This is a genomic window from Cognataquiflexum rubidum (genome assembly GCF_022538115.1).
GTDB classification, from domain to species: Bacteria; Bacteroidota; Bacteroidia; order Cytophagales; family Cyclobacteriaceae; genus Cognataquiflexum; species Cognataquiflexum rubidum.
Genome location: NZ_JAKZAL010000005.1, coordinates 109,000 through 134,503, shown reverse-complemented (window position 1 = coordinate 134,503; position 25,504 = coordinate 109,000). Strand labels below are relative to the sequence as shown.

Below are 25,504 nucleotides of genomic sequence, written 5' to 3'. Positions count from 1 at the left end.
TCTAAAAAGACAAACCTGCAGAATGAATTTAAAAAGGTATAAAAACCAACATGTTTTTCAATCTAAAGGTAATTCAAACTAAACCTTAGGTATCTCAATGGCTATAACCACATTTTTTTGGAGGTAAAACACAAGTACTTATATTCAAAATAAAATTTGGTTTTTTTGGTTTTTTTAAGTTATTTCATTTGATTTTAAGATGCGATCACCCTCCATTTTAATCTAAAACTCTTCAATTCAAAGTTCAATTTTCATTCTCATGAAATGTTTTAGACTCATTGTTCTTTTGGTTATCATGCCATTTGCCTTTACGGTTACTGTAAACGCCCAAGACAGAACTTTCCTCGAATTGGATGTTCAGATACAATCTGCCATCAATAACGGAGAGTGGATAAGAGTCCTTGAACTGGCAAAATCACAGATTAAATCTGACGTTGACCGTCCAGATGGCTTTTATTATTCTGCCCTTGCCTTCTATCACCTTGGGAAAAATAAGATGGCAAAGCCTTATATGACTCATTTGAGAAAAATGGATCCAACGGAATTGGATGCCAAAGTGAAGGAATTGAACGACAAACTGAATTCAGGAAAAAGCAATGGAATTAAGGAAACTTTCTTTTTAAACTATGATCCTAGAAAAGGTATAAAGCTTTATGACAGGTCATTCATTTCTTTTTCATATGATTCCAAGATCCCTTTTGGCATTGCAGTTGGAAGCATCAACCACCACGGAATTGCAACCTATCTTCAGATCAGAGGCAATACCGAAATATTCACCAAAACAGGAGAAATTACCGTTCGGAACAATGGGAATATTTATGGTACCCAAAACAAAGACTCCGAGTCAACAGGAAATATAAGGAAAGGAACCGCGGAATTGGTCATGGGGGTAACATGGAAAATACACCAACCATTATGGATGTACGCAGGTGCGGGGCTCAATCATTCCAGAGAGTTTTGGGAAGTAACCGTTTTTGAAGAAAACGGCAGCAGTTTGGGTCAATTTTGGGCAAGAAACTCTGAAATCAATCTCAATCAATCTGTACTGGAGAGCGGCATCATATTGGATTTCAAAGGTTTGAACTTTCGAGGGGGAACGAGCATGGTGGGATTTGACTTCTCAAAACTGCGATATAATATCGGGGTAGGAATTTCTTTCAAAAGGAAATAGATAATCCTTTTTCTCAAAAAAATTAAATAGCAGTATATTCAAATCAGAATCAAAATATGAGAAGTTGAAAAAGGGTGTCCAGAAGGATTATTTTAAAGAAAGGATAAAGGGTGTAGCCGATAATTTATCCCATTTTGTCAAGGATCAAAACCTGGAGGCCCTCCATCAAATGCGCGTAGAGGTCAAAAAGGCACATTCCTTGTTAAAGCTTCAGGTGTTTTCTGATCTTGACAACAAAACCATCAAGTATTTTACACCCATAAGAAAAATATTTAGGCAGGCAGGTTTGATCAGAGAAGCACAATTAAACCTTGAAAACCTGGATTCCATCCAAATTCAGGATGAAAAAATGCGGCGCCTTCTTCAAATCACTGTGGAGAAAGAAACCAAAACTTTCCTTTTCAAAGCCAGGCATTTTGGAGACCATCTAAAAAAAAGTGTGGAAAAAACCCTGAAAAAGGTGGAAGGGGTACCGGATAAAGCGATATCGGATTTTTTCAGAACTCATTTGCAGCTAGCAAGTAAAAACCTCAAAAGAAAGCTTTTTATCAATCACCTGCATGAAAGTCGAAAATCTATAAAGGTTTTGATTCATCTTCATGAATTATCACCAAACTACCAAATCGGAGAATTGCAGCTTAATTGGCCCTACCTTGATCTTCTTCAGGACAAAATCGGAAAATGGCACGACATGCACCGGACGGAGTTATGGATGAAAAAGAACAAGGCAAATAAAAGCAGCCTCAAAATTATCCATGCCAAGCTCCAAGAACAATTGGTTGAAATCAGGGAAATGAAAAAGGATTTTGAAATAAAAACTTTGGGTTTAAATGGGAACGGGGCTTAGTCAGGAATGAATTTCTTCCTGTTCCATGTTAATCCTTACTTTTGTTAAAAAACAACAATGTCCAAAATCAACCTTCCCAAAGCATTCGAGTCCCAAATGAAATCCTATCTGGGCGAAAATGAATTCAGGGAATTTGCCAAGGCATTGGAAAAAGAACCAAAGGTATCCATTCGGATCAACAGACATAAAACCCAAACCCAACCTGAAAACAGCATCCTGGTTCCATGGAATGAGGATGGGTATTTTCTGGAAGAAAGGCCTTCCTTTACGCTAGATCCACTTTTTCACGCAGGATGTTATTATGTCCAAGAAGCTTCCTCGATGTTTATCCAACATATACTGAAGAGTATTGATGCTCCTCAAGACGGCATTTATCTTGATCTTGCCGCAGCCCCAGGAGGCAAGTCAACTTTATTGAGTAGCTATTTGGGAAAAAACGGTTTTTTGGTAGCCAATGAAGTTATCAAATCACGGGCAAGTATTCTCAAAGAAAACATCATCAAATGGGGGATCGGGAATACCCTGGTCACCCAAAATGACCCTGAGCATTTTGGGGATTTGGCCGGTTTTTTTGATTTGGTATTGGTGGATGCTCCCTGTTCGGGCGAAGGGATGTTTCGCAAAGATCCGGACGCCATGTCGGAATGGTCTGCAGATCACGTGGCACTTTGTGCAGCAAGACAGGAAAGAATCATGGACCATGCCGGCTCATTTGTCAAAGGCGGCGGCTACCTGATTTACAGCACCTGTACTTTCAACGAAAAGGAAAATGAAGAAATGATCAGGTTTATCGTATCTGAATACGATTATGAGCCTGTCAGAATTCCTTTGGATAGTGCTTGGGGAATTGTGGAGTCGGAAGTTGATATTGATGGAAACAGTTTTTTTGGGTACCGATTTTTCCCACACCGTGTGGAAGGAGAGGGATTTTTTATCACAGTTCTCAAAAGACCCGAAAACTCTTTGGCAAACGAACCAAAAAGAACCAAAGACTTCAAGCATCCTTACATCAAACCGGTCGGAAAACAAGAAGCGGAAAAGCTGATGGTCCAATTGGGGTTACCGGATTACAGTTGCTTTTACAATCTTCAGGATAGTTTTTTTTGGGTTAACAAAGATTTTCAGCAGCATTTTGAATACCTGTGCAGGTTTTTGAATATCCGGTATTTTGGAGTAGAACTTGGCAAAATCAATAAGCAGCAATTTATCCCCAACCATGAATTGGCCGTAAGTATTTTGCCGAAATCAGGGTTTTTGACATATGACCTTGACTTGAAGGAGGCCTTGGATTATTTGAGAAAAGAGGATATTCCTTTAAAGGATTTGCCGGAGGGTTGGGTTTTGGTAACGTATAAAAAAATGCCTTTGGGATGGCTGAAAAACCTTGGCAACCGGACCAACAATTACTACCCAAAAGATTGGCGGATCAGGATGAAGTAAGTAATTAGGGCTTCATTTTTTAATTTTGCGTCAATGAAACGTTGCCAATTGAATATACGGTGTAAAGTAAAAAAGCCCCCTACTTCTGACTTCGGTCTTCTGTCCTTAGCAATGGGAGAATGCGTTTCAGGCATGAATTCAGGTATCTACATTTAAATTAACCTTCCCCCTCAAACTTTGACATATCCACTACTTCATCTTCGAGGTAATGCGGATAGATTTTGAGATGTTGTTTTCTGACTTCTTTTGTCAAAGAATCTCTGAATCCCTCCACGTTGGTCCCCTCGAAGGCCGCCATAAACACAGGAGCAATTCCGTATTTCTTTTGATATGCTACAGCTAATTTTTCGAAATCCAGGTATTTGCTTTCTGCCACTTCCAATTCAGTCATGTGCATCATTTCTTCCTCAGAGGGCATTTTTGGCACCATGTCTATTTTGTTGAAAACCAATAGAACCGGCTTATCCACTGCTCCTATTTCATTGAGGGTAGTGTTGACGACATTGATATGGTCTTCAAAGTTGGGGTGCGAAAGGTCCACCACGTGTACCAACAAATCCGCTTCCCTGATTTCATCCAAGGTAGACTTAAATGACTCTATCAGGTGAGTCGGCAGCTTTCTGATAAACCCAACCGTGTCTGAGAGGAGGAAAGGAATGTTGTCATAGACGACCTTTCTCACAGTAGAGTCAACCGTAGCAAAAAGTTTGTTTTCCGCCAAGATATCAGACTTGGTGATCAGATTCATCAAAGTACTTTTGCCAACATTGGTGTACCCTACCAGGGCAACCCTTACAATTCCCTTTCTTCCTTTCCGTTGGGTAGCACTCTGCTTTTCAATTTCTTTCAGCTTTTCTTTCAGTAAAGTGATTTTGGTTCGGATATCCCTTTTATCTGTTTCAATTTCTTTTTCACCGGCGCCACCTCTGGTTCCTGTTCCTCCCCGCTGTCTCTCCAAGTGGGTCCACATTCGGGTAAGTCTTGGCAGGAGGTATTGAAATCTTGCAAGCTCCACCTGGGTTTTGGCTTGGGCAGTCTGTGCCCTTTTGAGAAAAATATCCAGGATCAATAAAGACCGGTCGTAGACTTTTACTTTGAGTTCATTTTCCAGATTCCTCATTTGGGATGGCGAAAGGTCATCATCGAAGATCACCATGTCTACTTCAAAATGAGTCACATAAGCTTTTATTTCCTCAAGCTTACCTGTTCCTACAAAGGTCCTCACGTCGGGTCTCTCCAGCCTTTGGGTAAACTTATAGACTGTTCTGGCTCCAAGAGTCTCCGTCAGAAATGCAAGTTCATCCAGATATTCGTTCACTTGTTGCTCTGTTTGACCCTGACGGATCAGGGCCACCATGACGGCAGTTTCCTGAATCGGGGCTGTTTCAAACAGTTTTTGGAATTTTCTTGAAATTTTACTCATAGCATTTTGGCAGTATAATTGAAAAAGGGAAGCAAACCGGAAATAGTTCCAAATAGGAATGTAGTACAAATTTAACATCCTAAGGACAATTAGCCTTATATTTGGAAGATTAAAACCCAGTGTTTGCGTATTATCCTAAATATTATTCTTCCAAATTGATACTGCTATTGGGGCTTTCCCCATTCTGTCATCGGATTCTTATTGCCTTGTTTACCTGCACCGACAAAAAATGAAAGTAACAACCACGCCTATAGAAGGTCTATTTGAAATACATCCTGTCCTATTCAAAGACGACCGCGGTTATTTTTTCGAATCATTCAGAAAAGAAGCTCTCCTCTCTCAGGGCATCGACAAAGACTGGGTTCAGGAAAACCAATCATTCTCCAAAGCTGGCACAATTCGTGGACTTCATTACCAGAATGAACCATATGCCCAAGCCAAACTGGTGAAAGTTATCAGCGGAAAGGTGCTTGATGTGGTGGTAGATCTCAGAAAAGGATCAAAAACCTTCGGAATGGTATTTGGCAAAGTTTTGGATGACCAAAACCACAACATGCTTTACGTGCCGGAAGGATTTGCACATGGATTTTCAGTATTGGAAGACGCGGTATTTTCTTACAAATGTTCCAATTATTACAACAAATCGAGCGAAGGCGGAGTAATATGGAATGACCCGGTATTGGATATAGACTGGCAGGTGGATTCACCCATAATTTCTGCAAAAGACCAAGTTCTTCCAACACTCGAGAAATTTATAGAATTGACCAAAGGAGGACTATAATGGGGTTATTTGATTTTTTTAAAAATAAATCTAAAAAACACATACCTGATAAACTGGATCTGGGATGGATGCATGCGGACATGCACTCCCACCTCATTCCGGGAATCGATGATGGATCCAAATCCCTCGAAGAGTCTCTGGAAATGATCGTCAGGATGAAAGATTTTGGGATCAAAAAAATCGTGACCACTCCGCACATCATGTCGGAGTTTTACAAAAATACACCGGAGATTATTCTTGGTGGATTGGAAAAAGTACAAAAGGCCCTAAAAAAGGAATCTATAGATATTGAAATCAGCGCTGCTGCTGAATATTACCTGGACGAGTTTTTCCTCGAAAAAGTCAGAAATGGCGAGCAACTGCTCACTGTACACAAAAACCATGTGCTGGTAGAAACAGGCTTTGTATCCAAGCCGCTGATGTTGGTGGAGATTTTTTTTGAAATGGAAATGAACGGGTATAAGCCGATACTGGCACATCCCGAGCGCTATCAATACCTGGCCCAAGACAAAAAGTTGCTGCACGAAATGATCGACAGAGACATTTTCTTTCAGCTCAACCTTTTGTCCCTCACGGGATTTTATTCCAGGCACATTCAGACTTTTGCAGAATTGCTAGTAAAAGAAGGAAGGGTCAAATACCTTGGTACAGACGCCCATAACCACCGCTATCTGGACGCTTTGGAAAACCTTCCCGAAAGCAAGTATTTCGACATCATCCAGAAAATCCCCTTATTCAATACCCATTTATGAAAATATTGGTCACAGGAGCAACCGGTCTTTTTGGGAGTTACCTTTCCAAAAAATTTATGGGGGAAGGTGAAATTCTTGCCCTGAAAAGAGAAAACAGGTCAAAAGGCCTCTTGGATGGAAGCGATGTGGGCATCACTTGGGTGGAAGGAGATATTCTCGATCCACTTTCTCTGGAGGAAGCTATGGAAAATGTGGATATGGTCATCCATTCCGCAGGGATGGTTTCCTTCAATCCGGGGGATGAAGATGAATTGATGAAAATCAATGTAGGCGGCACTGCCAATGTGGTCAATGCGATGCTTGCAAAAGGGGTCAAAAAACTAATCCATGTCAGCTCTGTTTCGGCACTTGGCCGTACGGCTGAAGCAAAAGTTTCTGATGAAAATACTCCCTGGATAGAATCCAAACTCAATACGCCTTACGCCATCTCCAAATACCAAGCCGAGCTTGAAGTCTGGCGTGGTGTGCAGGAAGGATTAGAAGCTTTGGTGGTTTTGCCGACAATCATTCTTGGAAAAATCAGCGATGACCGAAGCAGCACGCAGATCTACCATTATGTCTTGGAAGAAAGTAAATTTTATCCCGCCGGCACAGTCAATTTTATCGATATCAGGGATGCAGTAGAAATCACCTTCCAATTATTCAAAAAAAACCTTTGGAACGAAAAATTTATCCTCAACCACAGTGCGGTTTTGTACAAAGATTTTTTTTACACCATGGCTAAAATTTTTGGAAAAAAAGCTCCTTCAAAAAAAGTAAGCCCTTTCCAGATCAGGCTTGCTATATTTTTTATTGGTATTGGAAGGCTTCTTGGATTGACCAAAAATCCCCTCAACAGGCAGACAGCCATGCTGTCACAACTGTCAATCACCATGGACAACCAAAAAGTCCAACAGGAGATCCACTTCAGATACCGCACCTTGGAGGACAGTTTCAGATGGGCCATCTCGAACGAAAAATAAGAGAGGGACGTTTATTCATTTGAAATTTCAAAATCCGCTATTTGGGGAATTTGGCCACTGTTGGCTACTTCTTTAAAAAAATATTCAAAGAGGGATTTTGTACCAAAAAATAATTTGGTATCTTAAGTAAACTATTAAAAGAAACAGATGACCGGAGATTTTGATAACGATTGGGAAGAAGACAAAGAACTTGTAGAACGGTTTGAAAATTCACTTAAGTCCAATTTGGATCTTTATTTTGAAGAAGAGGAATTGGAAAACATTGTCCGGTTTTATTTTGATCAGCAGAAGTACGTAAAGGCACTCAAAGCATCTGCCCATGCTTTGGAAAAATTCCCATTTAGTGTGGAAATCAAGCTTTTAAAGGCACAGTGCCTCATCTTCAATGATGAGCTCGAAGAAGGTTTGGAAATACTTGAAAATCTAAACAACCTTTCACCAAACAATGAAGACATCATTTTGGCACTCAGTCAGGCTTTGATGATCAACAGCAATATCAAGGAAGCAATTGAATTGTTGGAGGATTTTTTACCCTTGGCAGAAGATAAGGCCGAAGTGTATTACACGCTCGGAAACCTGTACAAAGCCAATGAAAACAACGCGAAAGCCACTTATTATTACAAGGAATGCGTCAAAATCAGGATCAATCATGAGGACGCTTTGTTTCAATTGGCAATGATCACCGAGGAGGAAGGTTCCTTTGATGAGATACTGGATTTTTATCAGGAATTCATCGATCAGGATCCCTACAGCCCGGGTGCATGGTATAACCTCGGCGTGGTCTATAACAGATTGGGAAGGTTCGAAGAAGCGATTCAGGCATATGACTATGCACTGATTATCGACGATGCCTTTGCATCTGCCTATTTCAACTTGGGCAATGCTTACATGAATACCGACCAATTTGAACTTGCGCTTGAAGCCTATCAAAACACCATCAATTGTGAGGGAGCAAATGCCGAAAACTGCTGCTATCTCGGTGCTGCGTATGAAAAACTTGATCAGATAGACCTGGCTTTCAAAAATTTCAAAAAATCAGCGAAACTCGATCCCGAATATGACGATGCCTGGTTTGGATTGGGAATGTGCATGCTCAAAAAAGAAAAGTTCTTTGAGGCAATCCATTATTTCAAAAAAGCGATCAAAATCACCAAAGAAAATGCCACCTATTGGGTAGGCCTTGCAGATGCGGAATACAACCTCGGCAACCTTCAGGCAAGTTCAGAAGCTTATGAAGAAGCCATCACGCTAGAACCGGGCATTATCGAAACTTATGTCAACCTGTCGATCATTTATTTTGACCAAAACAGGTTTGAGGAGGCAGTAGACGTGATCAAAGAAGGGATTGAAGAGCTGCCTGAAGAATCAGAACTTTATTATAGGCTTGTGGTATATCTGCTAAAATCAGCTAAATACAAGGAAGCCTTTTCATATTTAGAAAATGCATTAACTTTGGACTTTGGGAGACATACACTGTTGTATGATTTGATGCCAGAAATAAAACATCAAAAGGCTATTTTCAAAATCATCTCCCAATATAAGGATGCCGATACATCATCCAATCTAAACAATTAATTACCTGAAATTCGAACTTAATGAATTACGTTCTGAAGAATCTGCCTGTACGAACCGAAAAACCACGTACGACGGGGTTTACTATGGTTATGGACAAAGGCATGGGCATCAGGGAAGTCGAAAACTTCGTTGATGCAAACAGTGACTTTGTGGACATTGTCAAGTTAGGCTGGGCTACCTCCTACCTCACAAAAAATCTTGCACAAAAGATCCAGATTTATAAAGACGCAGGCATCCCGGTCTATTTGGGAGGCACCTTGTTTGAGGCCTTTGTCATCAGAGGGCAGTTTGAAGATTATAGAAGGGTTCTTGAAAAGTTTGACCTCACATTTGCAGAGGTTTCGGACGGATCAATCAGCCTGAACCACGGCAAAAAGTGCGAATACATTCAGATCCTTGCAAAAGATGTCACGGTCTTGTCCGAAGTAGGATCAAAAGATGCGGCTAAAATCATCCCTCCCTACAAATGGATTGAGCAGATGCAAAGTGAACTTGATGCAGGTTCATGGAAAGTCATCGGTGAAGCAAGAGAAGGAGGAAACGTAGGTTTGTTCAGAGATTCAGGAGAAGTGAGACAAGGGCTTGTGGAAGAAATCCTTACCAAAATTCCTGAGGATCGGATTATCTGGGAAGCTCCCCAGAAAGAGCAACAGGTTTGGTTTGTCAAATTATTAGGAGCCAATGTCAATTTGGGCAATATTGCTCCAAATGAACTTATCCCACTTGAAACCATCCGATTGGGACTCAGAGGAGATACTTTTGACCATTTCCTTGGTGCGCATCTCATGTAATACTATTTATGGACTGCCTTATTAAGAGAGGCAGTCCTTTTTTTGATTTACAATGAACTATCTCAAAGATTATATTCTAACCTTCCTCAAAGGCATGTCTATGGGAGCGGCTGATGTCGTTCCTGGCGTTTCGGGAGGTTCCATCGCCCTGATAGCAGGCATTTACCAAAAACTTCTTGACAGCATCAAGTCCATTGACAAAACTGCCCTTGGCCTTCTATTCAAATTTGAAATAAAGAGCCTTTGGGACCATATCAATGGGAGTTTTCTCTTTACCCTGCTTGCAGGGATCCTGACAAGTATTTTCTCCCTATCAAAGGTAATCACTTACCTGATGGACCACCATCCGATTCCTCTGTGGTCGTTTTTTTGCGGACTGATCATCATTTCCGCTGTTATAATCCTCAGAGACATCAAAAGATGGAATTTTGGGGTGGTTCTTTCTCTCCTTATAGGAACAGTCGCTGCTTATTGGATTACCGGCTTACCGCCTACTACCACTCCTGATGCGCTTTGGTTTACCTTTTTAGCCGGAGCCATAGCGATCTGCGCGATGATCTTACCGGGTATCTCCGGAAGCTTTTTGCTTTTGGTCATGGGCCAATACGAAAGAATTCTCGGGGCAGTCACTGATAAAAATTTTCTGATAATTGTCGTTTTTGGTTCAGGGTGTGTCGTTGGATTACTTTCTTTCAGCAGGTTGATCTCTTGGCTATTGAGGCATTATCACGCGGTTACAATTGGAGTTCTTTCAGGCTTTATGTTGGGATCGCTTAATAAAATCTGGCCATGGAAAGAAATCCTTTCCTATCGGATGTCTTCTTCAGGAGAACAAAAACCCTTCCTGACTGAAAACATAATGCCTCAGCACTACCTGGAGGTCACGGGACAGGAACCGCTTATGCTATATGCCATATTGGCTTTTTTATTCGGGATTTTGTTGGTCTTGGGAATCGAAAGAACTGCCGCATACCTACAGAGAAGATGAGAAAATTTGGATTGATAGGCTATCCTTTGACCCATTCCTTTTCGAAGAAGTATTTTACTTCCAAATTCGAAAGGGAGGGAATCGTTGACTGTCAATACGATTTGTATGAAATCCCGGACATTTCCCTTTTTCCCAAAATCCTGTCCGAAAATCCTGAATTGGAAGGCATTAATGTCACCATTCCATACAAGGAAAAGGTTATTCCCTTTCTAGATGAAATGGATCCTGCCTGCCAAAAAATAGGTGCGGTCAATTGTATCCAAATCAAAGAGGGAAAACTCAAAGGATACAATACCGACTACATTGGGTTCAGACAATCTTTAGAATCTTTTCTTGGAAATATCAGGCCCAAAGCATTGGTATTGGGAACAGGAGGGGCGTCCAAAGCAGTAGTTCAGGCTCTTGCAGATATTGAAATTCCTTTCCAGATGGTTTCCAGAACTCATTCCGAAAACCATGGATGGATTACTTACCATGACTTGGAACAGAACCCTGAAATCTTAGAATCCCACCATCTCATCATCAATACTACTCCTGTAGGCACGTATCCCAAAACGGAGGAAATGCCCCAAATCAACCCCAACTACATCACCGGGATGCATAAGGTCTATGACTTGGTGTACAATCCCGAAAAAACTTTTTTGATGCGCTCCCTTGAGGCGCGCGGTGCATTGGTAAAAAATGGATTGGAAATGCTCCAACTTCAGGCCGAAGCTGCTTGGAGAATCTGGAATTGATTTCTTTTTACATTTAAATTTCATTGCCATGTACTGGAAAAAACAATCACACGAACAAATCAAAGAAACCATATTCAATGCCCTGGCCCATAATATGGACTACAGGGGCGACCATCCCATTCTCGGAATTCCCGGGACCTATCTGGATACGGCTGAGTTTTATCCGGATGCGCCTTTCCTGAAGGATGCGCCCTACATGTCAGCCATGGTCCGCAATCCAAACCATATTGGGGTCCATACTTTGAGCGACAAATCCGTTTTGGAGATTTTTGAGGGAACCCAAAAAATCGAAAAAGACCTGATCCATTTGGTGGCTGAAGAAATCCTCAACGGTGATCCAAACCAACAGGATGGCTATGTCGCCACAGGAGGAACAGAAGCCAATATCCAAGCCATGTGGATTTACAGGAATTTTTTCAAAAAAGAGTATGATGCCCGATTGGGTGAAATAGGCTTGGTTTATTCCCAAGACTCTCATTATTCCATGCCTAAAGGTGCCAACCTGCTCAACCTTACCAGCATCATCCTGGAAGTGGATCCTGAAAACAGGCAGATCACCAAGGAATCCTTAGAATCCAAAGTGAACGCTGCCATGGAAGATGGGATCAAATATTTCATCGTTATCGCCAATCTCTCTACCACTATGTTCGGTTCAGTCGATGATATCGATATGTTGGGTGAGTTCTTTACGAATATAAATGCTCCTTTCAAAATCCATGTGGATGCGGCTTATGGAGGGTTTATCTACCCTTTTACTAATCCGATGAGCAGGTTTACTTTTCAAAATCCCTTCATGAATTCTATTACAGCGGATGGGCACAAAATGCTTCAGACTCCTTACGGAACAGGGCTTTTTCTGATCCGAAAGGGTTACTTTGACTATGTCAAAACAGAAGAAGCGCAATATATCCCCGGAAAGGATTATACCGTCAGTGGCAGCAGGTCCGGCGCCAATGCCATATCGATGTGGATGATCCTCCAGATTCATGGATCGGAAGGATGGAAGTATAAAATGGAGACGCTTTGTGACCACACCGAGCGGATCTGCAAGCGCCTCGAAAGGATGGGGGTGGAATTTTTCAGAAATCCTTACCTGAATATCATTGCGATAAAAGCCAAATACCTATCCAAAGAATTGGCATACAAGTATTATCTAGTGGCCAATTCCTATGAATTTGAACCGGAATGGTACAAAATTGTCATCATGCCCCACGTCAAACCGGGTACCATAGATAGCTTTCTGATCGAACTCGAAGGAGAACTACAATCAAACCTCCGGAAATAATTCTCAGACCAAAAAACTCAAGAGTTATCACTTTTGGGTTTTTTTATGGATTAAGAATTTTGAAAAAAAATCAATCCCTTAAAGGAACCCGGCATCAGTTGACAGAAACAAAAGCAAATGACTATTTACCAAAAAAATGAGGATCCGAAGGTTATATCAGGCACAAAAAACATTCCCGATCATTGAACACCTAAAACCACTCATAAATAATTAGGGGAACATTGAAGGGGATTAAGTAACTTTGCGTTATCTCGCAAGTAACTTATGGAATTCCCAAATGTCCAGAAAGAAAGGCTTATTGAACTCGAAACCTACAATCTCACCGGGACCGATGAAATAACCGATTTTGATTCCCTGACCAAAATTGCGGCGGAAATCTGTCAGACCAAAATCGCTCTGGTCAGTTTTGTGGCGCAGGAAAAACAATGGATCAAATCGAATCATGGCATAGATTTGTCTGAAATGCGCATAGACACATCCTTTAGTGTGCATGTCATTCAGGAGCCTTATCGCATTTTTATTGTAGAAGACACAAGCAAAGATGAGCGGTTTAGTGAAAACCCCTTTTTCAAGTCTCATCCCCATATTTCATTTTATGCAGCCGCTTCTTTGGTCTCCCCAAGAGGCATACCATTGGGAGCACTCATTGTGATGGACGACCAACCCAAAAAACTGAACGAAATCCAAATCCACACACTTAACGTTCTCGCAAATCAGATCATCCAATTATTGGAACTGAGGAGGATGCATTGTGAATCAGAAAAGGAAAGACAAGCCAAAGATGACCAAGGCAAACCTAAGGGATATCAAGAAACGGTGCAGGATATCATGCTGTGCAAATCTGAAAAACAAAGGTTGAAGCTTATTGAAAGTGTAATAATGAACACCAAAGATTCGGTTTTGATCACAGAAGCTGAACCAATGGATATGCCCGGACCGCGAATAGTATTTGTCAATAAGGCATTTACTAAAATGACGGGTTATGAGGCGGAGGAGGTGATCGGAATGACTCCCCGGATCCTTCAAGGTCCCAAATCAAATTATGCCGAATTGGCTAAACTTGGTGAGGCAATGCGAAGATGGGAGCCTTATGAAATCACCACCATCAATTATAAAAAGAACGGAGATCCTTTTTGGATAAACTTTGCCGTCTCCCCTGTAACAGATGAGAGGGGCCATTTTACACATTGGATTTCGATAGAACGCGATGTCACTCTCCAAAAAAACCTGGAACTTGAAAAACAATTGTTCAGTGACATCAGCTTGTGTTTCAATATTGACAACCAACTTAAGGTATGTCTGGAATTTGTGGTGAAAAAACTTGCAGAGTTTGGGGATTTCAGTCTAGCTGAAATCTGGCTTCCTGATTCCGACAGAAACAAGCTGAAAATGATGGCAAATTTTGCCTTGGACCAAGCAGGAAAAATTTTTTTTGAGTCAAGTTCAGAAATCACTGAATTGAATGTGGGTGAAGGTCTCCCCGGTAGGGTCTGGCAAAAGGGTATGATAGAAATCTATCATACAAGCTCCGACCAAGAGATATTTATAAGAAAAGATGCCTCCACAAAATCCGGCATAAATTCATTGATTGGAATTCCTCTAACCCACAACAATGAACCCATTGGCACCATTGTCATCGGTACCACAAATGTGGAAAGTGCGTTTTCTTTTTATTTTGAGCTATTCAAAAACCTGGAAACCTTCGTTGGCTCAGAAATCAAAAGGAAACGGTTGGAGAATGAGCTAAACCAGATTTTTTCCTCAGCCCCGGACATTATTTGCCTGGTAGATTTTGAAGGCCGGTTCCTAAAAATGAATAGGGCAGGTTTTGCACTGCTTGGATACACGGAATCAGAAATTTATCAAATCGCTTATCATGACCTGGTGCATAAGGAGGACCGAGCTATAACTTCCAAAATAGTCAATAAACTTAAAGAAGGGGAGAATGTCTACAATTTTGAAAACAGGTACCTAACCAAATCAGGAGATATAATATGGCTATCTTGGACATGTAATTCTGCCGTCGATGAGGGGTTGATATATGGCGTAGCCAAGGATGTCACCAAGTTGAAAAAACTGCAAATGCTGCTGGATGATTCATCAAAACTGGCAAAAGTGGGAAGCTGGGAAATTGATGTTGTCAGAGATACCGTCTATTGGTCGGACACCACAAAAGAAATACGTGAAGTAGAACCTGATTTTTCTCCCACACTTTCCAAAGGAATGTCAGGATTCGTGGAGGGTCATGACCAGGACACGATACGGCAGAGGGTGAGGGATTGTATTCAGAATGGCATCCCATGGGATGAGGAATTGCAGATCATTACCCATAAAGGAAATCTTAAATGGGTAAGAACCATCGGAAAACCGGTAATTGAAAACGGAAAATGTGTAAGGATTTTTGGCAGTTTTCAGGACATCCACCAATTGAAGGAGGCAGAAATATACCTGAAAGCGAGTTTAAACTCCCTCGAAAGTTACAAGCTTGCCCTGGACCAATCTGCCATTATTGCTTTCACAGATGCAAATGGAGTCATCATATCTGTAAATGATAACTTTTGTAAAACTTCGAAATACAACAGAGAAGAAATAATAGGTCATACGCATAGACTCATCAATTCAGGTTTCCATTCAAAAGAATTTTTCAAAGATCTTTGGGATACCATCACCTCAGGAAAAGTCTGGCGGGGAGAGATCAGAAACAAGGCAAAAGACAATTCATACTACTGGGTAGACACCACGATTGTACCATTTATCGGGGAGGACAATAAACCCTACCAATATCTTGCCATCCGATTTGATATTACATCCCGAAAATTGGCTGAAGAAAGGGTTTTGGCCACCTTAAGAGAAAGAGACATCATTTTGGAAAGTATAGATGACGGATTTTTTACGGTTGATAGAGATTGGACCATCACTTATTGGAATAACCGCGCAGAAAAACTCGTTGGGAAAAAAAGATCTGAAATCCTAGGCAACAACTTCTGGCATACTTTCCCCGATTCTGTAGAGACTGAATTTTACAAAAAGGGAATTTGGGCCATGGAAAATGGCGAAGCGGTCCAATTTGAGGAATATTCCCCATGGGTCAATAAATGGGTAGAAACCAACATCTATCCTTCTGAAAATGGTCTATCCGTATATTTTAAAGATATCAGCATCAGAAAACTGGCAGACGAACAGATCAAACTTTCCAACGAAAGATTTGAAAAAGTCAGCGAAGTCACCAACGATGCGATTTGGGATTGGGATATCACCAAGGGTACACTATTTGGAGGGAAGGGTTTTGAGAAGATTTTTGGACAAGAGGAAAAGCTCTCATTAAATGCTGATATTTTTTGGACAGACAAATTTCATTCGGAAGACAAGGAAACCGTTCTCAAAAGCCTGAATGACGCAATAGCGGATCAAACGGTCAATTCCTGGATTTACGAATACAGGATGACAAATGACAATAACCAAATTACAACCATCATGAACCGTGGCATGATTATCCGCGACCAAAACGGAAAGGCCATACGGATGGTAGGAGCGGTCCAGGACATTTCACCACAGAAAGAGTATGAAGAATCTCTCAAAAAACTGAATTGTGAGCTTGAAAAACGAGCCAAGGAATTGGAATTTTCGAACTCCGAACTAGAGCAATTTGCTTTTATTGCCTCCCATGATTTGCAAGAACCGCTGAGAATGGTGTCAAGTTTTATGACCCTTTTGGACAGAAAATATGGGCACTTACTGGACAAAAAAGCCCACACCTACATTGATTTTGCGACGGATGGGGCAAGGCGGATGAAGCGGATTATCCATGACCTTCTGGAATATTCCAGAGCCGGAAAACCGGAATCAGACAAAGAGGAAATCAACCTCAAAGAAATGATCGGTGATTACATTCTCCTGAGAAGAAAGCTACTGACTGAAAATAGAGGTTCTATCAAATTTGAATCCTTACCAACAGTGACGGCGTACAAAGCTCCGTTGGAACAGACTATTTATAACCTATTGGACAATGCCCTGAAATACTCAAAACCTGCTGTAGCTCCGATAGTCATATTGACAGTAATGGATATGGATGACCATTGGCTATTTTCTATCCAAGACAATGGACTGGGCATACAAGAGGAATTCTTTGATAAAATATTTATTATTTTCCAAAGACTCCATAATAGAGAAGATTTTAGTGGAAATGGCATGGGATTGGCAATAGTCAAAAAGAACATTGAGAGATGGAATGGAAAAATCTGGCTGGAATCCAAAAAAGGAATCGGTACGACGTTCTATTTCACCCTGCCAAAATGAAAAATATTTTTACCTCAACATTTAAAATACTTGACCATGAAAAAAATGCACATTCTACTCGTCGAAGATAATGAAGGTGATATACTTTTGACTAAGGAAGCTTTTGAAGAAAGTAAAATCCCAACACAACTAAGCGTTGTGAAAAATGGTGAAGATGCGCTAAGTTTTATTTTTAAGGAAGGAAGATTTGAAAATGAAAAACGACCTGACCTCATCTTATTGGATATCAATCTGCCCATTAAAAACGGTCATCAAGTCCTTAAGGAAATAAAATCTGATGATGACAAGAGAAATATCCCGGTAATCATCCTTTCCACTTCTGACTCACAAAAAGACATCAACCTTGCCTATTTCAATTACGCAAATAGCTATATCACCAAGCCATTGGACATGGAAGAATTTTTGGAAGCTATCCAAAAAATAGAGGAATTTTGGCTGGAACTTGTCAAGCTTTCCAAGTAAAGTGAAAACTTGAAATCTCAAAAGCTTTCAAAATTTTTTTGGGTGGCATGTCTTTCAAAGAAGACAATTTTTCCCCATCATCAAAACGCCAAGTAAACTCTCGTCTTAATTTTTTAGCGCAGTATAAATTTTTGGCAAACTCCCAATTCAAATTGACTCAAGTGGGATAAAATTTCCATTTTTTCACGAAAATATAACATCTGTAAAGGGGTCACCGATAAAATATTTCACTTCAATTTTTTATTTTTATAATTAATAATTTTTATCAATTCACCATTTTAAAAAACATTCTATGGAAGAGATCACCACTTATACGAAAGAGATAACAACTATCACTTCGCGGTTTATAGATTGGGTTTATGTGTTCGGCCCAAAATTGATTGGTGCACTGCTGGTTTTTATAATCGGTCTCTATGTTGTCAACTTCATTACAAACCTGATTTCCAGAGCACTCAATAAAAGAGGAATTGATGTCTCCTTGCAGACATTTTTGGGAAGCTTGGTAAGTGGAGGTCTGAAAGTCCTTTTGCTGATTTCGGTAGCAGGAATGCTGGGGATTGAGACCACTTCGTTTATTGCTGTTGTGGGTGCTTTAGGTTTAGCAGTTGGATTGGCACTTCAGGGTTCACTAGCTAATTTTGCTGGGGGTGTTTTACTGTTAGTTTTTAAACCTTTCAAGGTTGGAGACCTCATCGAATCCAACGGACAGACAGGAGTAGTCACCGAAGTCCAGATTTTCAATACCATTTTGTTGACCCCAGAAAACAAAACTGTCATTTTGGCCAATGGGGCAGTTTCTAACAGCACGATCGTCAACTATTCCCGCCATGGAAATCTTCGGGTAGATATCAGCATGGCTGTAGCCCCGGACAGTGATGTGGCCAAAGCAAAAAGTGTGGCATTGGATGTTCTTAAAAATCATGAGTTTGTATTGGAAGAACCTGCACCATCAGTCAATGTCTTGAAAGTGGGAGATGGGATGGTCACATTGGCAATAAGGCCGTATGCTTCTCCGGCGCATTATTGGGACGTATTCTTTTCTGTTCAAGAACATATCCGAACTGCTTTTGATCAAAATGAAATTGCAGGACCAATACCAACAAGGGTCATCATCAATAAATAGCATGTAAGCATTTTTTGAAGAAGTGATTTTGACTGAGTTTCATATATTTACAAAAACTACCTTCATTCAAAAATTGTAAATATATTCTTTGAATAGGCAAAAAATTGTAAATTTGAAATGACCTTAATCAAAAGTTCTAAAAAATCACCAACCAAAAAATCAAAGACTATGACATTGTTAAAAAAATTGAGATCAAGTATGCTTCTGGTATTGGCATGTGGCTTCCTATTTGCTGCTTCTGTTAGTTCTTGCGGAGGCAAAAAAGAGGCCGAAGAATCAACTGAGGAAGTAGAAAGCGCTGAGCATCCTGCTGAAGGATCTGAGCATCCTACTGACGGTGCTGAGCATCCAACCGACACAACTTCCGAGCACCCAGCAGATACTACCTCCTCGAATTAATTAACCTCAGAGCAATATTTTCCTTAATAGTGTCTGAAAACCGGCTTTTGTTATCCGGATTTTCAGACGCTTTTTTTTGAATCCCGAGAAGAAAAAATTATACCCATCAACAAGTTGGCAGTAATCCTGTAATTAAAGATTAGAACTTGAAATTAATCAAGATAAAGACAGACAAAGGGACAACATATCAGTGTTCTTGTTGCGGGCAAGTTTATGACGAATTGCCTCTCACTTTTGGGAACGACTTTCCCGACTATTACTTTTCAATACCTCCCGACCAAAGGGAAAAAAGAATTGAACTTCAAGAAAGCCTTTGTGTTGTTGACGGAGTATACTTCTTCCATCGCGGACGACTAACCATTCCTATTAACGACTACGACCAAGACCTCATATTTAATGTATGGACTTCAATAAGTGGGGACAACTTTAGAAAGAGAAATGACCTTTGGGAGAATCCGAGACGCATTGACGAAGAACCATATTTTGGTTGGTTACAGACCACTATTCTGACTTATGACGACACTATAAACTTAAAGACAATTGCGATTGAAAATGAGGTGGGACTTATTCCGACTATAAAAATGATTGAGGATGAACATCCGTTGACAGTTGACCAGGAAAAAGGAATAACGTTTGAAAAAGCGTTAAAAATTGTTGACTTCATTTTAACGAGTGGACATACAAAAACTACGAACAAAGATTAGGGAAACAAAACTACAGCCCACAAAATGTTTCTGCAATGGGGCCGTGACTAATTGGTTTTAAGTTTTATCCTCGTTCTATTTCAGGTTTCGTGGGAAAAGATGCAGCTGCAGAAGGGGACCACTAAAGAAACACCACCGGTCTGAGGAGGGACAACATCATTTGTTTCTCCTGCTGAATTCGCAAACTGTCGCAGAAATTATTTCAGAATTACGGATTATTTCAAATGGAACACAAAAATAATCTGCGCTCATCTGCGTGGTCTGCGGGATATTCCCATTCCTATTCCAGCTGATTACGTTGACACTTTTTTCGCTACTCAGATTTTCTGTTAAATGAAAAAATGGTTTCAGGAAATGCGGGTTCCCCATTAATCTCCATGATCGGATAGGCCATAAAATTGATCGGGCCTCCTTTAGGACCCGGGCTTACTTTGAGGTCACGGCCTTGACTGAATTCAATCCTGTTGGCGGGATGCCTTCCAAAATAGTAGGTCGCCAAGGCTGTATATTTGTTTCCCTCGCTGATATCTACAGGCCACCACTTGCCTTCTGCATAGAATTCGGCCCAACAATGGTACCCGTCAATACCGCCTTCGTCCCTATCTGAAGGGATCGAGGCCCCAATGGAAAATCTCGCCGGAATATCAATGGACCTTGCCAAGGAGATGAAAAATGAATGGAATTCGGTACAGTTTCCTGTTTTGGAATCACAGGCATAATTGGAATCCCCGCGGCCATATTTCCCAAACTTCATATACCGCATGTTGTCTATTATATAATCATACAAAGCCCTGGCTTGGACAAGTTTGTTGTCCTTTTCCTTGCCTTTGATGGCTTCTTTAGCGATTTCTTCAAATCTTCCGCCTATTGGCATGAGAAGATTTGGAAGTAGGTATTTCTCGTCTATTGGTCCCACAGCCTCATACGGACCTTTTTCCTTCCGTTCTACTTGATACGTAATGTCTATTTCTTTGCCGCTATCTTCGGGGCCTAGTTCGAGGTAAAGGACTGTATTGTCAAAATCCTGTTCATTCAACATCTGATGCTTACCTGGAAGAGACATATTGGTGACCTTCACAGTTTGGAAATTATCGCTTTTGGCAATTGGAATCCACATTTTGGCAGATCCACTGATCTTGGGAAGTTTGGAATAATAGTGGAAATCGAATTCATCTTGCCCTTCCACCACGCCAAGCAAGTCCGTTGATGCGGTTTCAACAGGGACGCGGCGCCAGGTTTTATCCACAACCTGCTTCCAGGTGTAGAAAGGTTTACCGTTCAGTTTGTGAAGCGAAGTTTCGGTGACCTTCATGTTTCCGGGCTCTCCTTCCATAAAAAAATCCACGTCGTATACGTCTCCTTTTTCATCAGCCAAATCCACACAGGCAAAATGCTTCTTTGGTCCAAGATTGGAAAGGTATTCGGTGTGGACTCGGACGAGTTTCAACCTGAAATTTCCCCTTTCATCGTTGACATGAAAGTACCCGTCACTTGTCGCTGTCTCGGCGGCTATGTAAGCTTTGATGCCTGCTTCAATTTCGGCGATGGATACTTTTTTAGGCTTCACCTGTTCTTCCTTTTCAACTTTGGTTTCGTTTGGGGATTGGCAGGACACGCCCAAAAGGAGCAATCCAAATAAAATAATAAATCGGCTTCTCATCTTTGGACTTGGTGATTGGTTGATCGGGTTATGGATTTCTGGAAATCGGCGCTTTACCTTGCCCAAATATACAATTTATCTAAAGAAGGGGATTCCAAATAAATACCTAAAATCGAACAGTTACCTTAGCGGTATTTTTAAAGCATCTTTTCATCCATTTGCATAATCTGCTGTAAAAATGAATTGAATGTTTTTTAGATTGTGGAAATGTTATTCCAAATTTATTTTACCAATATGGCCAATTCCATCTACCTCCTTTTTCTGTTGATTATTCTGAACTTGGGCGGTATGCCGGATAATAAATTGGCAGAAAAGGAATTATCCTCCACCAGACCCAAAGTCGCTTTCACATTTGACGATGGGTCGACCCGTGACATGCCCAATTATACCCTTGAAGAATGGAACGAAATGATACTCGCTAGCCTTAGAAAGCACGATGCCAAAGCGGTCCTATTTGCCAATGTTGGTCCATTACAGAATGAAAAAGGGAAATATGTACTTTCATCTTGGGACAAAGCAGGCCACAAAATCGCAAACCATACCTACACCCATCCGAGATTCAGCGACCCAAAGACAACTTTGGAAATGTTCAAAACGGAATTGCTCCGCAACGATTCTGTCATCCGCTCTTACCCTAATTTTTACCAATACTTCAGATTTCCTTACCTCAAGGAAGGCGAAACCAAAGAGAAAGTCGAAGGATTCAGGTCTTTTCTAAAGGAAAAAGGCTACAAAAATGGCCATGTCACTATCGATGCTTCAGACTGGTATATTGCCAGCCGCCTTGTCGAAAGACTCAAAGAAAACCCACAGGCTGACGTCAGTGGGTTCAGGGATTTTTATATCGAACACATGTATGACCGTGCTGTATTTTATGACGGATTGGCTGATGAATTGACGGGAAGGAAAATCCACCACACTATCCTGCTTCACCACAACCTCGCTGCGGCGATGTTTCTTGATGACCTGATCGCACATTTCAAAGAAAAAGGGTGGCAAATCATCGATGCAGATGAAGCTTTCAAAGACCCAGTTTTCAATGAAGTACCCACGGTTGTTCCTGCCGGGGAAAGTCTGATTTGGGCACTCGCCAAGCAAAGCGGCAAGTATGAAAAAGACCTCCGCTACCCCGCCGAAAACGGCGACTACCTCAAAGCAAAAATGGATAGCCTCGGACTTTGACAATACCAAAAAATAATCATTGATGGTAAAGGTCTGTCGGTATAGAGCTAGAGTCCCAAAAATTTTATTTTCTCCAGCAGATAGCGCAGATTTTCGCAGACTGCTGTCTTAGAAATTTTATTGGAGGAAGCTTAATTGACCTCAAACTTATATTGATATTGGAACTGTGCGACACCCTCTGCGGCGGTCTGCGAGATCCACGGGAAATATTTTTTCTTTTATCGCGTCCCTTTTTTGCTCCCCCAGATTTTCGCAGACTTATTCTATGGAAATTTATTGATCTAAGATTTAACTGGTTGCCAACCCATTTTGGTTTTGAGCTGACAAAAACCTGCGGCGGTCGGCGAGATCTGCGGGATATATATTTTTTTATTGCCCCTTTTTATGCTCCCGCAGATTGCTCAGATTTTCGCAGACTGATTTCTTAGAAATTATATTGGACGAAGACTAATTGACCTCAAGCTTATATTGATATTGGAACTGTGCGACACCTTCTGCGGCAGTCAGCGAGATCCGCAGGAAATATTTTTTCTTTTATAACGTCCTTTTTTTGCTCCCCCAGATTGCGCAGATTTTCGCAGACTGATTTCTTAGAAATTTTATTGGAGGAAGCCTAATTGACCTCAAACTTATATTGATATTGGAACTGTGCGACACCTTCTGCGGCGGTCTGCGAGATCCGCGGGAAATATTTTTTCTTTTTCCGCGTCCCTTTTTTGCTCCCGCAGATTGCGCAGATTTTCGCAGACTTTTTCTATGGAAATTTATTGATCTAAGATTTAACTGGTGGCAAACCCATTTTGGTTTTGAGCTGACAAAAACCTTCTGCGGCGGTCTGCGAGATCTGTGGGATATATATTTTCATTTATTGCCACTTTTTTTGCTCCCGCAGATTGCGCAGATTTTCGCAGACTGATTCTTTGGACATTTATTGATCCAAGATTTAATTGGTTGGAATCCTATTTTGGTTTTGCTACTGACAAAAACCTTCTGCGGCAGTCAGCGAGATCCGCGGGGAATATATTTTCATTTATTGCGTCCCTTTTTTGCTCCCTTAGATTGCGCAGATTTTCGCAGATAACTTCAACTGAAAAAATGGGATTCGAGATCTGCGGGAAAATATTTTTCACAAAAAAAAAGCGGCAGGAAAAACCCGCCGCTCCGTATCCTTATTGTTACTTGATTACATTTTTGCTGAGTAGTTCGGTGCTTCACGAGTGATGCTCACGTCATGTGGATGCGATTCTTTGACACCGGCAGCGGTAATTTTGACAAACTTGCCGTTCTTCTGCAAAGCCTCCACTGTCGGGGTACCACAGTATCCCATTCCTGCCTGCAATCCACCTACCAATTGGTATAACACTTCTGACACCAAGCCTTTATAGGCTACCCTACCCACGATTCCTTCCGGCACAAGTTTCTTGATATTGTCTTCTGCATCCTGGAAGTACCGGTCTTTGGAACCTGATTCCATGGCTTCGAGCGAACCCATTCCTCTGTATGTTTTGAATTTTCTTCCTTCAAAAATCAGCATTTCTCCAGGAGCTTCTTCAGTTCCGGCAAGCAAAGATCCGATCATGATGGATCCTGCACCTGCGGCGATGGCTTTGACCAAGTCACCGGAATAACGGATTCCGCCGTCAGCGATGACAGGTACATTTCTCCCTTTCAAGGCTTCAGCACATTCGAAGACAGCAGAAAGTTGGGGAACTCCCACCCCTGCAATCACCCTTGTGGTACAGATACTTCCCGGTCCGACTCCAACTTTCACTGCATCCGCACCTGCATCTGCCAAGGCAACAGCTGCTTCGGGAGTCGCAATATTTCCGACGATGACTTCTAGGTCAGGAAATGCGTTCTTGATTTTCCTGCAGGCATCCATTACTCCTTTGGAATGACCATGTGCTGTATCAATAGAGACTACATCTACACCGGCATTTTTTAGGGCTTCGACCCTTTCCACAATATCTGCTGTGACTCCAACAGCCGCGCCGACACGAAGTCTGCCAAACTCATCTTTACAGGCAAAAGGTTTATCCCTTCTTTTCAGGATATCCTTGTAAGTAATCAGTCCGGTCAATTTACCTTCCTCATCTACGATAGGAAGTTTTTCGATTTTATACTCTTGAAGTATTTCCTCAGCCTGTTCGAGAGAGATCCCCGCTTTTGCTGTAATGAGGTTTTCGCGGGTCATGATGTCCTTGATCTTCACATTGGGGTCTTTGATAAATCTCAAATCCCTGTTGGTGATGATTCCCATCAATACCCTGTTTTCATTCACCACGGGAATCCCACCGATGTGGTATTCACGCATGATGGCATCCGCATCCCTCACTTTGGATTCGATATCCAAGGTAATTGGGTCGAGAATCATCCCAGCCTGAGAACGCTTTACCTTTCTGACTTGGGCAGCTTGCTGATCGATAGACATGTTTTTGTGGATGAAGCCAAGACCACCTTCGAGTGCAATGGCAATAGCCAGTTCAGATTCCGTCACCGTGTCCATCGCAGCGGAAACAAGCGGAATATTCAGTCTGATTTTTTTGGTAAGTTGGGAGGAGGTATCTGTATTACGTGGGAGGACTTCAGAATATCCAGGTACTAAAAGCACATCGTCGTAGGTGAGTGCTTCAAAAAGAAATTTATCGGAGTTTCGATTCATGGCAAATTCGGTTAGGTAACCCTATTTGCCCGTCAAAGATAAGAACATTTTCAGTTGTCCATCAAATCGGTTTGAAAATAAATTAATTCGGAGATGTGAGACGTGAGATGGGAAACATGAGACATAAGATGTGAGATATGAGACGTGAGATAAGATTGGTGATGCAAGACGTGATTCATCTTAAAGGTAAAGGCATTCCCATGATCTTTCGAATAAAAAGAATTGACATTTGCAGAAAGAAGATGACACAAAACCGACAACAAT

20 protein-coding genes are annotated in these 25,504 nt (G+C 41.3%); 17 read left to right on the top strand and 3 right to left on the bottom strand.

Annotated elements, in window-relative coordinates; genetic code table 11:
• Positions 1 to 259 precede the first annotated feature (259 nt).
• The 3 genes from MMU05_RS07770 (at position 260) to MMU05_RS07760 (ending at position 3,458) form a co-directional block, all read left to right on the top strand.
• Positions 260 to 1,171, top strand: coding sequence for a hypothetical protein (locus tag MMU05_RS07770; protein ID WP_241141108.1), 912 nt, complete (start codon positions 260 to 262; stop codon positions 1,169 to 1,171).
• Between the two features lie 64 nt (positions 1,172 to 1,235).
• A complete protein-coding gene (locus MMU05_RS07765) occupies positions 1,236 to 2,018 on the top strand; it encodes a CHAD domain-containing protein (RefSeq protein WP_241141107.1) in 783 nt (260 codons plus the stop codon).
• 57 nt (positions 2,019 to 2,075) lie between these two features.
• Complete coding sequence (locus tag MMU05_RS07760) at positions 2,076 to 3,458, top strand: methyltransferase RsmF C-terminal domain-like protein (RefSeq protein ID WP_241141106.1); 1,383 nt, start codon at positions 2,076 to 2,078, stop codon at positions 3,456 to 3,458.
• Positions 3,459 to 3,615: 157 nt separating this feature from the next.
• On the opposite strand, the gene hflX is transcribed toward MMU05_RS07760, so the two are convergent.
• Positions 3,616 to 4,881 (bottom strand): GTPase HflX, encoded by a 1,266-nt coding sequence (gene hflX, locus MMU05_RS07755; protein ID WP_241141105.1) that lies wholly within the window; start codon positions 4,879 to 4,881, stop codon positions 3,616 to 3,618.
• 229 nt (positions 4,882 to 5,110) lie between these two features.
• On the opposite strand from hflX, the gene rfbC reads away from it, so the two are divergent.
• The 13 genes from rfbC to MMU05_RS07690 all read left to right on the top strand — a co-directional run bounded on the left by rfbC (position 5,111) and on the right by MMU05_RS07690 (position 19,736).
• Complete coding sequence (gene rfbC, locus MMU05_RS07750) at positions 5,111 to 5,662, top strand: dTDP-4-dehydrorhamnose 3,5-epimerase (protein WP_241141104.1); 552 nt, start codon at positions 5,111 to 5,113, stop codon at positions 5,660 to 5,662.
• The gene (locus MMU05_RS07745) at positions 5,662 to 6,414 is read left to right on the top strand and encodes a tyrosine-protein phosphatase (protein WP_241141103.1); all 753 of its coding nucleotides are present in this window, start codon (positions 5,662 to 5,664) and stop codon (positions 6,412 to 6,414) included. The genes rfbC and MMU05_RS07745 overlap by 1 nt, the downstream gene beginning before the upstream one ends.
• On the top strand, positions 6,411 to 7,376 hold the full coding sequence (locus MMU05_RS07740; protein WP_241141102.1) for an NAD-dependent epimerase/dehydratase family protein: 966 nt from the start codon (positions 6,411 to 6,413) through the stop codon (positions 7,374 to 7,376). Before MMU05_RS07745 ends, MMU05_RS07740 begins: the two co-directional genes overlap by 4 nt.
• A 147-nt stretch (positions 7,377 to 7,523) precedes the next feature.
• A complete protein-coding gene (locus MMU05_RS07735; protein WP_241141101.1) occupies positions 7,524 to 8,951 on the top strand; it encodes a tetratricopeptide repeat protein in 1,428 nt (475 codons plus the stop codon).
• A 20-nt stretch (positions 8,952 to 8,971) separates the two neighbouring features.
• Positions 8,972 to 9,742, top strand: a complete 771-nt coding sequence (locus MMU05_RS07730; RefSeq protein WP_241141100.1) for a phosphosulfolactate synthase — start codon at positions 8,972 to 8,974, stop codon at positions 9,740 to 9,742.
• Positions 9,743 to 9,794: 52 nt separating this feature from the next.
• Positions 9,795 to 10,730, top strand: a complete 936-nt coding sequence (locus tag MMU05_RS07725; protein ID WP_241141099.1) for a polyprenyl-phosphate transporter — start codon at positions 9,795 to 9,797, stop codon at positions 10,728 to 10,730.
• The gene (locus MMU05_RS07720; protein WP_241141098.1) at positions 10,727 to 11,467 is read left to right on the top strand and encodes a shikimate dehydrogenase family protein; all 741 of its coding nucleotides are present in this window, start codon (positions 10,727 to 10,729) and stop codon (positions 11,465 to 11,467) included. Before MMU05_RS07725 ends, MMU05_RS07720 begins: the two co-directional genes overlap by 4 nt.
• A 28-nt stretch (positions 11,468 to 11,495) precedes the next feature.
• Complete coding sequence (locus MMU05_RS07715; RefSeq protein ID WP_241141097.1) at positions 11,496 to 12,752, top strand: pyridoxal-dependent decarboxylase; 1,257 nt, start codon at positions 11,496 to 11,498, stop codon at positions 12,750 to 12,752.
• 264 nt (positions 12,753 to 13,016) lie between these two features.
• Entirely contained in the window at positions 13,017 to 17,048 is a 4,032-nt protein-coding gene (locus MMU05_RS07710) for a PAS domain S-box protein (protein WP_241141096.1), read from the top strand.
• A gap of 36 nt (positions 17,049 to 17,084) precedes the next feature.
• Positions 17,085 to 17,510, top strand: a complete 426-nt coding sequence (locus tag MMU05_RS07705; RefSeq protein ID WP_241141095.1) for a response regulator — start codon at positions 17,085 to 17,087, stop codon at positions 17,508 to 17,510.
• 292 nt (positions 17,511 to 17,802) lie between these two features.
• Positions 17,803 to 18,633, top strand: a complete 831-nt coding sequence (locus MMU05_RS07700) for a mechanosensitive ion channel family protein (RefSeq protein WP_241141094.1) — start codon at positions 17,803 to 17,805, stop codon at positions 18,631 to 18,633.
• A 168-nt stretch (positions 18,634 to 18,801) separates the two neighbouring features.
• The gene (locus tag MMU05_RS07695) at positions 18,802 to 19,032 is read left to right on the top strand and encodes a hypothetical protein (protein WP_241141093.1); all 231 of its coding nucleotides are present in this window, start codon (positions 18,802 to 18,804) and stop codon (positions 19,030 to 19,032) included.
• Between the two features lie 146 nt (positions 19,033 to 19,178).
• A complete protein-coding gene (locus MMU05_RS07690) occupies positions 19,179 to 19,736 on the top strand; it encodes a DUF2199 domain-containing protein (RefSeq protein WP_241141092.1) in 558 nt (185 codons plus the stop codon).
• A gap of 313 nt (positions 19,737 to 20,049) precedes the next feature.
• On the opposite strand, the gene MMU05_RS07685 is transcribed toward MMU05_RS07690, so the two are convergent.
• On the bottom strand, positions 20,050 to 21,396 hold the full coding sequence (locus MMU05_RS07685; protein ID WP_241141091.1) for a transglutaminase-like domain-containing protein: 1,347 nt from the start codon (positions 21,394 to 21,396) through the stop codon (positions 20,050 to 20,052).
• Positions 21,397 to 21,630: 234 nt separating this feature from the next.
• Between MMU05_RS07685 and MMU05_RS07680 the strand changes: the two genes are divergently transcribed.
• Positions 21,631 to 22,578, top strand: coding sequence for a polysaccharide deacetylase family protein (locus tag MMU05_RS07680; RefSeq protein WP_241141090.1), 948 nt, complete (start codon positions 21,631 to 21,633; stop codon positions 22,576 to 22,578).
• Between the two features lie 1,183 nt (positions 22,579 to 23,761).
• Here MMU05_RS07680 and guaB read toward each other — a convergent pair.
• Positions 23,762 to 25,240 carry an IMP dehydrogenase gene (gene guaB / locus MMU05_RS07675; RefSeq protein WP_241141089.1) on the bottom strand — a complete coding sequence of 493 codons (1,479 nt, stop codon included), beginning with the start codon at positions 25,238 to 25,240 and terminating at the stop codon, positions 23,762 to 23,764.
• Between the last annotated feature and the right edge of the window lie 264 nt (positions 25,241 to 25,504).